This is a genomic window from Vibrio sp. THAF64 (genome assembly GCF_009363455.1).
Classification (GTDB): Bacteria; Pseudomonadota; Gammaproteobacteria; order Enterobacterales; family Vibrionaceae; genus Vibrio; species Vibrio coralliilyticus.
The window spans coordinates 3078286-3091850 of sequence record NZ_CP045355.1; the positions used below are offsets into that span (position 1 = coordinate 3078286).

A 13565-nucleotide genomic window follows, 5' to 3' on the forward strand; every position below is an offset into this window, starting at 1 on the left:
CTTAGGCTCGATTTTTTTAGGCAATTTCATCACAACTCCGGCAAACCGAGACTCGGTTGCGTCCCAAGGTTTTGGACTCGTACAAGGCAATGTCCGCACACTTGTAGCAACGCGTGCTATTCGAAGTTAAGTCGGTCAGCCCCACACTCACCGTAATAGGAACATCCGCTGCCATTTCAACCGCAATTCGTACTCGATTTAGCGCTTGTTCTGCTTCTTCAATACTGGTGTGCGGCATAATAATCGCAAACTCCTCACCACCAATACGGGCGATAAAATCTGTCTCGCGCAACGCTTCAATAATAATGGCACCTACTCGGCTGATAACTCTGTCACCTTCATCATGACCCAGTTCATCATTTACCCGCTTGAAGAAATCAATATCAAGCAGCGCAAGGCAAGTGTCATGCCTCTCAGGATAACGCCCACTCAATTTGGCACTGTGACGCAGTTCCAGTTCAAACTTACGTCTGTTCCACAACTGCGTCAGTTCATCTTTTTCACTTAAAATTCTCAGTCGCTCTTCCAGCTCTTTACGTTCAGAGATATCCACCAGCGACGTGATGTAATAACTGACTTTCCGCCCCTTAGCCAACACGCATTGCACACGCATAATCGCGGTGACCTTAGTGTGAGTTTTCTGATTATGGATGGTTATCTCACCTTCCCAGATCTGATTGGACGACAGAGCCTCAAACAGTTGTAAGGTGGTCGCAAACTGTTCTTCGCCCACCAATGCTTTGATCATGTTCTGAGACGCAATGTCTTTCTGGCGATAACCGGTGAGTCTCTCAAACTCATCATTGACTAAAACTGCATGATGCTTTTTATCCGAAATGACCACCGCGGACATACCGCTTAACGCTGCTCTTGCAAGTTGACTCTCTAAACTTCGCTTGCGGTAGTACACAACCCCGCTAGTCGCTGGAACGGTGAAAGCCAGCACCATCAATAAGACGATTGAAGCTTCTTTAAGTAGTATTTGATAATCTCGCTCAGAGCGTACTTTCAGTTCTTCCTGACTAAGATCGATGACCAAATAGAGCTTTTGCCGACCTTCCATATAGATCTGATTGAACACAATCAGATGATCTTTTTCTAAATGGTAACCCGACTTCTGATCTTGCATCATCTGCCAAGTTTCTGGGTAGTAGCGCGCTAGGTTATGTTGGCTGCGGCTCGCTAGCAGATGGCCAAACAATTTACTCGGATCATCACTGATCATGTAAAAGCCCGTTTCACCAACCAATTCTGGGCGAAATGATTTGTCGGGGGAATAATTAAGACGGGAGGTCAGATACCAAATATCAATATTGAGTATTAAATAACCGGCACGCTGGCCTTGTACTTCAACGGGAGTAATTAAGCGCAGTGCAGGTTTATATGGAAATACCAGCTCACCGTTTTCCATTTCAAGATCTATACCCCACGCACCGATTTGTTCATCTTGAAGCAGTTTGGCGTAGCGGAAATAGCCGCGATGAGATTTATCCTGCAATTGCTCTGCCACCTGAACACGATTACCACTCAGCAGATAGTTGAGACGCAACTGTTCTTTACCCGCGTTATCAATAAAGCGAATCTGGCTATACCATTTCTGATTGATGGCCATTGAAGACCACACTTCCTCAACAACCTCACGATTTTTAGCGCTGGGAGAAAGAATATAATCGTAAAGACTTCGGCTGTGGGAAAGTAATTCGATGATAGAAACAAGCTGGCTGCGAACACTCTGGTATTCACGTTCACTGTAGGCGAGTTGATGCATGGCCTGTTTGGCCGTTAACTCTACTGTTTCTTCTTCAAGGTTCTGGTATTGCTGAGCATAGTAAGCAAACGCGATCGACACCAACACCACTGTGGTAATACACAAGTGCCAAAAGATGTTTTTTCGTTGTCTCACTGCCACGGCTCCCAAATCGAAGGCGGGGCAGTATATCACCGAATAAAAAAGTGGTTAAGAATAACCCTACGGGCAATTGACAATTTTATAAAAACGCCTTAGTTACAACTAAAAAAGGCGCTCTTTATGGTTAATCTAACTGGTAAATGACGTCAACTCGATCACGTATCACGATTGTCGAGTCCTGATAGGTGTTGGATTCCGTTTTTGCATCCATCGCCATTGAACGCATCAGTACCGGTTGGCTGCTCGGCATATTGTAATCAATTCGCCAGACACCATTGATGTCTTTACCAAAACCAGAGGCCAGTGACTCTGCTTTACTATTGGCATCCTTGATGGCGGCTTGGCGTGCTTGCTCCTGATATTTAGCCTGATCTTTCACTTTAAGCTGAATGTTTTCGACCTGGTTGATGCCCGAATTCAGTGCAATATCCAGATACTGATTCAAGTTCGCCAATTCATCGACAGTAACATTAACGGTGCGAGAAGCACGGTAACCCACTAGCTCAGGTTTACCATTTTTCGGGTAATGGTATTGAGGAGAGATATAAAGGTTGGAACTGGTGATGTTGTCAGCACTCATTCCCTGCTCTTTCAGTTCAGTCAGAAAGTCTGTCACTACTTTGTCGACTGTCTGCTTGGCTTGTTCTGCCGTCATGGTGGTTTCGACCACACGAACCGTAAACTTCGCCATATCAGGCTTTGCAACAACTTCACCATATCCGGTCGTAGCTAGGTGTGGGAAGTTAGGCGTATCAGCGTATGCACCAATACTGACCAGACCTGAAACGGCAATTGCCAGGCTAGAAACTATCTTCATTATTGTTCACCTTATTTAACTAATCACATACATCATAGCGTTTAGATGCTGCATGAGGAGTCTAGTTCGATGTTCTGACAGAACTTTAACCAAGTGCTAGCTCGACAGCACATTTCTCGCATAATTAACAATAGATTGAGTCACTTCTTCCAATACGCCCGATTCGAGTTGCCAGTGATGCCAATAGATGCGGTATGAGCTCAAGAACCCAGGCAAGATGTCGACTAAACTCCCTTGCGCTAACTCTTTTTGAATCTGAAAGCTTGGGATCAAACAGTACGCGACTCCTGCCAGAGCCATTTTGACAAACGCTTCAGAACTGGCGACGCGGTGAGTCCGGACATTATCTGGCAAGATATTAAAATGCTCTTTCAAAAATAGCTGATGTTGATCGTCATGCTGATCGTACGCCACTGCTGGGGCCTGAAGTAGAGATTCATAGTTCACGCCATTGGGGAAATAACGCTCGACGAATTGCGGGTTTGCCACGCAAACATAATCAACTCTTCCTAAATAGTCCGCCTGACAGCCGGGAATAGGCCGAGATTCTAGGCTAATCGCACCGGTTACCTCGCCACTTTTGAGCTTTTCTATTGCCCTGACTTCATTCAGTACCGCCAGTCTCAGCTCAATGTTCCGTGTTGTCAGTACCTGCTGTAAGGAGGGCAACAGCCAAGTCGCCAAGCTATCGGCATTGGTGGCGATAGAAATCGCCAGCGGGCGCTCTGAATCACTATTAGTTAATTCAGGTACAAGCTCACTTTCTAGCAATTGCACCCTGTGGTAAAGGCCCAGCAGCTTTTTACCCACCATGGTCGCTCTAGGTGGTTGCTCGCGAATAAGCACGGGCTGGGCGAGAAACTTTTCCAACTGCTTTATACGTTGCGAAACCGCAGACTGCGAGATGTAGAGCGCCTCAGCTGCACGTTCAAAGCTGCCTTGAGTCACTACTGACTCCAAAGCCTCTATCCATTTGTAATCCAACCCACGCATAGCGCCACCAAATAAGCAAAACTGATAATAGATTAAAATCATTAATTATACTTATCAAGATACTGACTCTATTCTCAACGCTCATATTCGCAATTCACTGGAGAGAAAAACGTGAATCTATGGGTGTTATTACAGGGCTTTGGGCTAGGTGCCAGCATGATTATTCCGATTGGGGCGCAAAATGCCTATGTTCTCAACCAAGGTATTAAGAGAAATCATCACTTGACGACCGCCACCATCTGTAGCGTTCTCGATGTCATTTTTATCTCGCTAGGCATATTTGGTGGTGGTGCAGTCTTGTCACAAAATGAAACCCTGCTCACGGTTGTCACTTTAGGCGGTATTGCCTTTCTGACCTTCTATGGCTTACTGTCACTCAAAAGCGCCGTGCAAACGAATAAGGCGTCTGAGTCCAAGCGTCAAGTCGTAGAACGTGGTCGTCGAGCTGTGATTCTCGGGGCTCTGGCAGTTACCGTGCTTAACCCTCACCTCTACCTTGATACTGTGGTGATCCTCGGCTCCATTGGCGGACAGTTTGAAGGACAAGATCGAATTTCGTTTGCATTAGGTACGATCATGGCCTCTTTTGTTTGGTTTTACACCTTGTCGATCGGTGCTGCGAAGCTTGGCCCAACCTTATCAAGACCAAGAGTAAAACAAGGGATTGATATTGTGGTCGCTATAATGATGTTCACGATTGCCTTGATGCTAATAAACGAACTGGTAAATAAACACGGATAATTACATGGAACGATTAGAGCAAATCTATCAGTACAACATAGATCTTCTTCAACAGCTTGAAGTTAGCTTTAAAGAATGGCGTCATGAACCTATTCTCGATTTCGCCACTGATGTGCGTGTCGCTGAGCAGCTTGGATGGACGGGTACCCATAGCAAGAGTCTGTTTCTGAAACTGAAAGGGGGCGGGCATGTGCTGTATCTGACCCACAAAGATGCACGCCTTGATAGTAAAGCCATGAAGCAAGTGCTGGGGAAACGACCTTCCATTTGCAGCGATGAAGAAATGATAACGCTGCTGGGCTGTGTTCCCGGCGCTGTTTGTCCTTTCGGTATACCTGAACATATTGAGATTGTCGTGGAACGTGCCTTATACCAGCATTCGGAAATCCTCTACACACCCGGTCACCCTGAACTGACCATAGGCATTGCAGGCTCTTCCTTGCCCAAACTATTGCAAGCTATTCCCAACTCGGTAATTGAGATGTAAAAAAGCGAGGCTAGGCCTCGCTTTTCCGATCAGGATTCAACCTTGTTGAGGTGAACATCCATTTGCGGGAATGGAATTTCAATGCCTTCATTATCTAAGCCTTCTTTAATCGCTTGCATTAGATCGAAGTACACTCCCCAGTAATCAGATGTCTTAACCCATGGGCGCACTACAAAATTAACTGAAGAATCCGCCAGCGTATGCACGCCAACCTGAACCGCCGGATCTTTAAGGATACGCTCGTCAGATTCACAGATCTTGGTTAAAAGCGCTTTGGTTTTCTGCAGATCCGCACTGTAAGACACACCGATCATCAAGTCGATGCGACGAGTTTCATGACGAGAATAATTCGTGATAGGACCGCCGATAACGCTACCATTTGGCACGACAACCATCTTGTTATCCGGAGTCGTCAGAACCGTTTGGAAGATTTGGATAGACTCCACACTGCCTGCTACGCCACCAATTTCGACGTAATCGCCAGATTTAAACGGACGGAAAGCAACAATCAGCACGCCCGCTGCAAAGTTTGACAGTGACCCTTGCAACGCTAAACCAACCGCTAAGCCTGCCGCACCGATAACAGCCACAACAGACGCGGTTTGCACCCCAATCCGGCTCAATGCCGCAATCAGTACAATCACAAACAATAAGTAGCGTACTAAACCATGGATAAACTCAATAACCGCTTTATCCATATTTTTCTTTTTCAGCATCTTGGCGACACTGTTCGCCACCATCTTAACGAAGATGTTACCGATGAATAGAATTAGAATGGCTGAAAGGACATTCACACCATACTGGATCAACAAATCAGAATTATTGGTAATCCACGATTCAGCCTGCGCTAGACCATCCACTAATGGAGTTTCAATCTCCACCGATTCTCCTGCCATAATGTATACCCTCTAAAATGTGTGGCGATCCTATAAATCACACGACTTTTTTATGATTGATAGACGATGTCGTCTCCATAGATAACCTGAAACTATGTCAGATTTTTGGCACGATATATCAATTTTGACGATTCATAAAGTGACGTTTATGCAAAGAACGCAAAAACAAAGAGTTATCAGAAAAAACTGATATCGGCTCGTTACAGATTACGCAATGGTTTTCATTTTCGCCACCCTTTTAGGTGAGGAATAGCCCATTCATAAAACAAATACACCAGGCACAAAAAAACCCGCTCATTGAGCGGGTTTTGCAAACTTAACAGAGTACTGAATTCAGGAGAATTATAGTACGTCTACTGCGTTTAGGTCAGCGAACGCTTTCTCTAGGCGAGTTACCATTGAAGACTGACCTGCACGTAGCCATACACGTGGGTCGTAGTACTTCTTGTTTGGCGCATCTTCACCAGTTGGGTTACCGATTTGACCTTGTAGGTAATCACGGTTCTCAGCTTCATACTTACGGATACCATCCCAAGTTGCCCACTGAGTATCAGTATCGATGTTCATCTTGATAACACCGTAGCCGATAGACTCTTGGATTTCAGCTTCAGTAGAACCTGAACCACCGTGGAATACGAAGTTTAGAGCGTTAGGAGCAATACCGAACTTCTCAGCACAGTATGCTTGAGAATCACGTAGGATTGTTGGAGTTAGAACTACGTTACCTGGCTTATATACACCGTGTACGTTACCGAAAGAAGCTGCGATAGTGAAACGATGTGAAACAGCGTTTAGTTTCTCGTATGCGTAAGCAACATCTTCAGGTGAAGTGTAAAGCTCAGAAGCGTCCATGTCAGAGTTATCAACGCCGTCTTCTTCACCACCAGTACAACCTAGTTCGATTTCTAGAGTCATGTCCATCTTAGCCATGCGCTCAAGGTACTTAGCACAGATTTCGATGTTTTCTTCTAGAGACTCTTCTGAAAGGTCGATCATGTGAGAAGAGAATAGTGGCTTACCAGTTTGTGCGAAGAACTCTTCACCAGCGTCTAGAAGACCGTCGATCCATGGTAGTAGTTTCTTAGCTGCGTGGTCAGTGTGTAGGATTACTGGAACACCGTAAGATTCAGCAACTGCGTGAACGTATTTAGCACCTGCTACAGCGCCAAGGATTTGTGCACCTTGACCTTCAAGTTTAATGCCTTTACCAGCGAAGAAAGCTGCGCCACCGTTAGAGAACTGAACAACAACTGGAGCTTTCACTTTAGCTGCTGCTTCAAGTACTGCGTTTACTGAGTCAGTACCTACAACGTTTACTGCCGGAAGAGCAAAGTTGTTCTCTTTTGCTACTTCAAAAACTTTCTGTACGTCATCACCAGAGATAACACCTGGTTTTACGAAATCGAAGATCTTAGACATGGATGTAATCCTATTTATCTGTCGTTTTAAAAATAAAACTTGTTAAGTTTAAATTCTTGCAAACGTTTGCTCACAACGTGCGTCATTCTAGCAAAGAACAATGTGACTTGCAGCAAACAACAAAGCGGGAGAATCATTCCCCCGCTTTCGTTTAATTACTTAGCGCGCTCTTCAAGCATCGCAACTGCTGGTAGTACTTTGCCTTCCACGAATTCAAGGAATGCACCGCCACCAGTAGAGATGTAAGATACGTCAGCTTTAATACCAAACTTATCGATAGCTGCTAGCGTGTCACCGCCACCTGCTACAGAGAAACCTGCAGACTCAGCGATTGCTTCAGAGATACCTTTTGTACCCGCTTCGAAGTTCTTGAACTCAAATACACCTACAGGACCGTTCCATAGGATAGTTTTCGCGTTGCCGATGATTTCAGCTAGAGCCGCTGTTGATTCTGGACCAAGGTCGAAGATCATGTCATCGTCAGCCACTTCTGAAACGTGCTTGATTTCAGCTTCTGCGTTTTCATCGAATGCTTTGGCACATGCAACGTCAGTCGCAACTGGGATAGAGCACTCTTTCATTAGCTTTTGAGCCGTTTCAACTAGGTCTGCTTCGTATAGAGACTTACCTACGTTGTGGCCATCTGCAGCGATAAATGTGTTCGCGATACCACCACCAACAACAAGTTGGTCAGCAACTTTAGACAGAGACTCTAGAACCGTTAGCTTAGTAGAAACTTTAGAACCACCAACGATAGCAACTAGTGGACGCTCTGGGTTGTCCATTGCTTTACCTAGTGCTTCCAGTTCAGCTGCTAGTAGAGGGCCAGCACACGCTACTGGCGCGTTCATACCAACACCGTGAGTAGATGCTTGTGCACGGTGAGCCGTACCAAATGCATCCATTACGAAGATGTCACAAAGTGCAGCGTATTTCTTAGATAGCTCTTCTTCATTCTTCTTCTCGCCTTTGTTAAAGCGAACGTTTTCAAGAACAACTAGCTCACCTGTGTTTAGCTCTAGGCCATCTAGATAATCTTTAGCTAGTTTAACTTCGCAATCTAGGGCGTCGTTTAGGTAGTTAACAACAGGTTGTAGAGAGAACTCTTCTGCGTATTCACCTTCAGTAGGACGACCTAGGTGAGAAGTAACCATAACTTTAGCACCAGCTTCTAGGCAGTGCTTGATAGTTGGTAGAGATGCTAGGATACGTGCATCAGAAGTTACTTTGCCTTCTTTTACAGGTACGTTTAGGTCCGCACGGATAAATACACGTTTACCTGCTAGATCCAGGTCAGTCATCTTGATTACAGACATGATGTGTCCTCTCAAATATTCAAAAAGTAAAGTTTTTAAGACCCGGCGACCCTGCCAAGCCCAATAATTCTTCAAACTGATTTAGATATGGAGTTTATCATTATTTATTTCAAGGCTAGAAATAAACATTTCTCCATCGCCGCTAATCTGCATACCCACTAAAAAAGTGGCATTACAGCGTCAAACTTGACGGGGAGCGGCTTGCATTGCGAGTGCCGTATCTAACATACGATTCGCAAATCCCCATTCGTTATCACACCAAACCAACATCTTAACCAAATGGCCATTACTAACTCGGGTTTGCGTGCCATCGACGATCGCACTATGAGGATCATGATTAAAATCGATGGAAACGAGCGGAGCTTCAGTATAGTCAACAATGCCCTGTAATGTACACTGAGAAGCGTTAACAATGGTTTGATTTACGTCATTAACTTTCACATTTGTATTAATTGTGACGCTTAAATCCATGGCTGTGACGTTTACAGTAGGTACTCGTACTGAAATTGCTTCAAATTTGTTAGAAAATTTCGGGAAGATTCTTTCAATACCTTTATGCAACTTAGTGTCTACGGGTATGATCGATTGGCTGGCTGCACGAGTACGTCTGAGATCAGAATGGTAGGCGTCGATGACCTGCTGATCATTCATCGAAGAATGGATAGTAGTGATAGTACCTGAATCGATACCAAAGGCTTCATCAAGAGCTTTGATAATAGGGACGATACAATTGGTTGTACACGAACCATTGGATACCACATTGTGATCTGCTGTTAGTGTATCGTGGTTAACGCCGTAGATAATGGTATTGTCGAGATCGCTGGCGCCCGGGTGAGAAAACAGGACTTTCTTCGCTCCCGCTTTGATGTGTTCTTGGCCATCAGCTTGAGAGCCAAACACACCGGTACAGTCCAACACCAGATCCACTTCCAGATCTCGCCATGGTAGAAGATCGATTTCTGCCAGATGAAGAATACGGATGGAATCAAATTCTCCGCTCTCATGGTGAACGTAAATATGCTCCTGATCGTTAGTAATCTTCTTACCAAATCGACCGTGGCTAGTATCGTATTGAAGCAAGTGTGCCATCGCATCGGGCTGCGCCAGCTCATTAACGGCTACCACCTTGATATCTTGGCTTTTGCCACTTTCATATACTGCCCGCAAAACATTACGTCCAATACGTCCAAATCCGTTGATCGCAACTTTTAGCATGATTCCATCGCTCTACATCTTTTTCGTGTCACAAATACTACCTGATAGATTTATAAATCGCATCTAGTTCATCGTATCGGGTAAAAACAAAAAAGCCGAGTCACAAGGACCCGGCTTTCAAAGCAATTAACAATTAAGCTAAAAGCTCTTTCGCTGTGTTCACAACGTTTTCAGTTGTGAAACCAAACATCTTGAATAGCTCACCTGCTGGTGCAGATTCACCGAAGGTGGTCATACCGATGATACGGCCGTCGAAACCAACGTACTTGTACCAGAAGTCAGCAATACCTGCTTCTACCGCGATACGAGCTGTCACGTCAGATGGCAGAACCGCTTCACGGTAAGCTGCATCTTGCTTGTCGAATGCGTCCGTTGATGGCATTGAAACAACGCGTACTTGCTTGCCTTCAGCAGTCAGTTCAGCCGCTGCGTTCACTGCTAGCTCAACTTCAGAGCCTGTTGCGATAAGGATTAGCTCTGGCTTGCCTGCGCAATCTTTCAGGATGTAACCACCCTTAGCAATGTTCGCCACTTGCTCAGCGTCACGCTCTTGCTGTGCAAGGTTTTGACGAGAGAAGATAAGTGAAGTTGGTGCATCTTTACGTTCGATAGCCAGTTTCCAAGCCACTGCTGATTCCACTTGGTCACATGGGCGCCATGTGCTCATGTTTGGCGTCAGGCGTAGAGAAGCCATTTGCTCAACCGGTTGGTGAGTTGGGCCGTCTTCGCCAAGGCCGATAGAGTCGTGCGTGTAAACCTGAATGTTCTGCACTTTCATCAGAGCCGCCATACGCATAGCGTTACGCGCGTACTCCATGAACATTAGGAAAGTTGCACCGTATGGTACGAAACCACCGTGTAGTGCGATACCGTTCATGATAGCCGTCATACCGAACTCACGAACACCGTAGTGGATGTAGTTACCTGACGCATCTTCAGCTGAAATAGACTTAGAACCAGACCACATAGTTAGGTTAGAAGGGGCAAGGTCAGCAGAGCCACCTAGGAATTCAGGTAGCATTTGACCAAACGCTTCAAGTGCGTTTTGAGACGCTTTACGTGATGCGATGTTTGCAGGGTTTGCTTGAAGGTCAGCAATGATTTGTGTTGCTTTCTCTTCCCACTCAGCTGGCAATTCACCGTTTAGACGACGCTTAAGCTCTGCGGCTTCTGCAGGGTAAGCTGCAGCGTATGCGTCAAACTTCGCATTCCACGCTGCTTCTTTCGCTGCGCCTGCTTCTTTTGCATCCCACTCAGCGTAAACGTCAGCTGGGATTTCAAAAGGACCGTGTTCCCAACCTAGCGCTTTACGAGTTGCTGCAATTTCGTCAGCGCCTAGTGGAGCACCGTGACAGTCGTGTGAACCAGATTTATTTGGAGAACCAAAACCGATGATGGTCTTAGTACAGATTAGCGTAGGACGTGAGTCCGCTTTCGCAGCGATAATCGCTGCATTGATCGCTTCTGGATCGTGACCGTCTACTGCTGGAATTACGTGCCAGCCGTACGCTTCGAAACGCTTAGGTGTATCGTCAGAGAACCAACCTTCCACTTCACCATCAATAGAAATACCGTTGTCATCCCAGAAAGCGATTAGTTTACCAAGGCCTAGCGTACCTGCTAGAGAACAGGCTTCGTGAGAGATACCTTCCATCAGACAGCCGTCACCCATGAATGCATAAGTGAAGTGGTCAACGATGTCGTGGCCTTCTTTGTTGAATTGTGCTGCTAGAGTTTTCTCAGCCAGCGCCATACCTACCGCGTTAGTGATACCTTGACCTAGTGGGCCAGTCGTCGTTTCGATACCCGGTGCGTAACCGTACTCTGGGTGACCTGGTGTCTTAGAGTGCAGTTGACGGAAGTTTTTCAGGTCATCAATAGACAGCTCGTAACCCGCAAGGTGAAGCAGAGAGTAAATCAGCATTGAGCCGTGGCCATTTGATAGCACGAAACGGTCGCGGTCAGCCCATTCTGGGTTTGCTGGATTGTGGTTTAGGTGAGAGCGCCAAAGAACTTCAGCGATGTCAGCCATACCCATAGGTGCGCCTGGATGACCAGAGTTGGCTTGTTGTACGCCGTCCATGCTAAGGGCACGGATAGCATTAGCTAGATGTTTGCGGGAAGACATGTCTGCTCCTGAGTGCGTTAAGCGAAAACTAATTTTGATGGGCGATTATTCTCTCAAAGGCGCCTAAGCTGTGCAAACGTTTTACAGTCTGAATACAGGGGATTCTCGCTTATTTTCTGCCATTTCTATCCAAGTTAGTAATATTTAACTCTTTAGAAGCAAACGTTTGGATATGTATTAAATTAAAAAAGAGCTTGTAATTCGAGCTATGAAAATTAGAATAGACGTCTAGATGTAGAAACACCTACAGATATCAGTATTATTTCTTAGTGTTCCGCCGTTAATAATGGAGCACTTCCTTGAATTAAAAGTGGAGCTCTCATGGCTAAACACCTGTTTACTTCTGAGTCGGTATCAGAAGGTCATCCAGATAAAATCGCAGACCAAATTTCTGATGCAGTTCTAGACGCAATCATCGAGCAAGATCCAAAAGCGCGTGTTGCGTGTGAAACGTACGTAAAAACTGGCATGGTGATGGTTGGTGGTGAAATCACTACATCAGCATGGGTAGATATCGAAGAGTTAACTCGCCAAACCGTTCGTGATATCGGTTACGTTCACTCTGACATGGGTTTTGATGCCGATTCTTGTGCGGTACTGAACACCATTGGTAAACAGTCTCCAGATATCAACCAAGGCGTTGATAAAGCGGATCCAAAAGAGCAAGGTGCTGGTGACCAAGGCATCATGTTCGGCTACGCGACTAACGAGACAGACGTACTAATGCCAGCTCCAATTACGTATTCTCACCTACTTGTTCAAAAACAAGCAGAAGTACGTAAAAACGGCACACTACCTTGGCTACGTCCTGATGCAAAATCACAGGTAACGTTCCAGTACGACCAAGGAAAAATCGTTGGTATCGACGCTGTCGTTCTTTCGACTCAGCATTGTGACTCAATCTCTACGCCAGACCTACGCGAAGCGGTTATGGAAGAGATCATCAAGCCAGTTCTACCATCAGAGTGGCTAAACAAAGACACTAACTTCTTCATCAACCCAACTGGCCGTTTTGTTATCGGTGGCCCAATGGGTGACTGTGGTCTGACAGGTCGTAAGATCATCGTTGATACATACGGTGGTGCTGCTCGTCACGGTGGTGGTGCATTCTCAGGTAAAGATCCTTCAAAAGTTGACCGCTCTGCTGCTTACGCTGCACGTTACGTTGCGAAAAACATCGTTGCGGCTGGCCTTGCTGACCGTTGTGAGATTCAGCTTTCTTACGCAATCGGTGTTGCAGATCCAACATCTATCATGGTGGAAACATTTGGTACTGAAAAAGTATCTCAAGACATCATTGTTGAAGCGGTACGCCAACACTTCGATCTACGTCCATACGGCCTACAAGAAATGTTGAACCTACTTCAGCCAATCTACAAGAAAACAGCAGCATACGGCCACTTCGGTCGTGAAGAATTCCCATGGGAAGCGACTGATAAAGCTGCACTTCTGCGCGACTTCGCTGGTCTTAAGTAATTTAAATTACCGCACTAATTTGCTATTCAAGGGCTTCTGGGTAACCAGAAGCCCTTTGTTTTTGTGCGCAAAAATCAAACAACAAATTTGTATTTTTTTGTCATGGGGTCAATAGTTAACAATATGTTAAAAGGATAATTCTTCGCCAAAAATTGCTTTTTAACAGAC

General features: G+C 45.6%; 11 protein-coding genes. 3 read left to right on the forward strand and 8 right to left on the reverse strand.

Going from position 1 to position 13565, the window contains the following annotated elements; genetic code table 11:
* Positions 1–16: 16 nt before the first annotated feature.
* From FIU99_RS14240 to FIU99_RS14250, 3 genes are all read right to left on the reverse strand, one after another.
* Positions 17–1903 (reverse strand): diguanylate cyclase, encoded by a 1887-nt coding sequence (locus FIU99_RS14240; protein ID WP_039951283.1) that lies wholly within the window; start codon positions 1901–1903, stop codon positions 17–19.
* A 130-nt stretch (positions 1904–2033) separates the two neighbouring features.
* The gene (locus FIU99_RS14245) at positions 2034–2726 is read right to left on the reverse strand and encodes an oxidative stress defense protein (protein WP_006958224.1); all 693 of its coding nucleotides are present in this window, start codon (positions 2724–2726) and stop codon (positions 2034–2036) included.
* A 96-nt stretch (positions 2727–2822) separates the two neighbouring features.
* Entirely contained in the window at positions 2823–3719 is an 897-nt protein-coding gene (locus FIU99_RS14250) for a LysR family transcriptional regulator ArgP (protein WP_039951303.1), read from the reverse strand.
* A gap of 111 nt (positions 3720–3830) precedes the next feature.
* On the opposite strand from FIU99_RS14250, the gene FIU99_RS14255 reads away from it, so the two are divergent.
* Both FIU99_RS14255 and FIU99_RS14260 read left to right on the forward strand, forming a co-directional pair.
* Positions 3831–4460 (forward strand): LysE/ArgO family amino acid transporter, encoded by a 630-nt coding sequence (locus FIU99_RS14255; protein ID WP_039951285.1) that lies wholly within the window; start codon positions 3831–3833, stop codon positions 4458–4460.
* Positions 4461–4464: 4 nt separating this feature from the next.
* The gene (locus tag FIU99_RS14260) at positions 4465–4947 is read left to right on the forward strand and encodes a YbaK/EbsC family protein (protein ID WP_006958230.1); all 483 of its coding nucleotides are present in this window, start codon (positions 4465–4467) and stop codon (positions 4945–4947) included.
* Positions 4948–4976: 29 nt separating this feature from the next.
* On the opposite strand, the gene mscS is transcribed toward FIU99_RS14260, so the two are convergent.
* From mscS to tkt, 5 genes are all read right to left on the reverse strand, one after another.
* The gene (gene mscS / locus FIU99_RS14265; RefSeq protein WP_021456715.1) at positions 4977–5843 is read right to left on the reverse strand and encodes a small-conductance mechanosensitive channel MscS; all 867 of its coding nucleotides are present in this window, start codon (positions 5841–5843) and stop codon (positions 4977–4979) included.
* 342 nt (positions 5844–6185) lie between these two features.
* Positions 6186–7262 (reverse strand): class II fructose-bisphosphate aldolase, encoded by a 1077-nt coding sequence (fbaA, locus tag FIU99_RS14270; RefSeq protein WP_006958234.1) that lies wholly within the window; start codon positions 7260–7262, stop codon positions 6186–6188.
* Positions 7263–7417: 155 nt separating this feature from the next.
* Positions 7418–8578, reverse strand: a complete 1161-nt coding sequence (locus FIU99_RS14275; protein ID WP_006958236.1) for a phosphoglycerate kinase — start codon at positions 8576–8578, stop codon at positions 7418–7420.
* Between the two features lie 180 nt (positions 8579–8758).
* Positions 8759–9793 (reverse strand): erythrose-4-phosphate dehydrogenase, encoded by a 1035-nt coding sequence (gene epd, locus FIU99_RS14280; protein ID WP_006958238.1) that lies wholly within the window; start codon positions 9791–9793, stop codon positions 8759–8761.
* 133 nt (positions 9794–9926) lie between these two features.
* On the reverse strand, positions 9927–11921 hold the full coding sequence (gene tkt / locus FIU99_RS14285) for a transketolase (RefSeq protein WP_006958240.1): 1995 nt from the start codon (positions 11919–11921) through the stop codon (positions 9927–9929).
* Between the two features lie 321 nt (positions 11922–12242).
* Here tkt and metK point away from each other — a divergent pair, with 321 nt between their 5' ends.
* The gene (gene metK, locus FIU99_RS14290) at positions 12243–13397 is read left to right on the forward strand and encodes a methionine adenosyltransferase (RefSeq protein ID WP_006958242.1); all 1155 of its coding nucleotides are present in this window, start codon (positions 12243–12245) and stop codon (positions 13395–13397) included.
* Positions 13398–13565 lie beyond the last annotated feature (168 nt).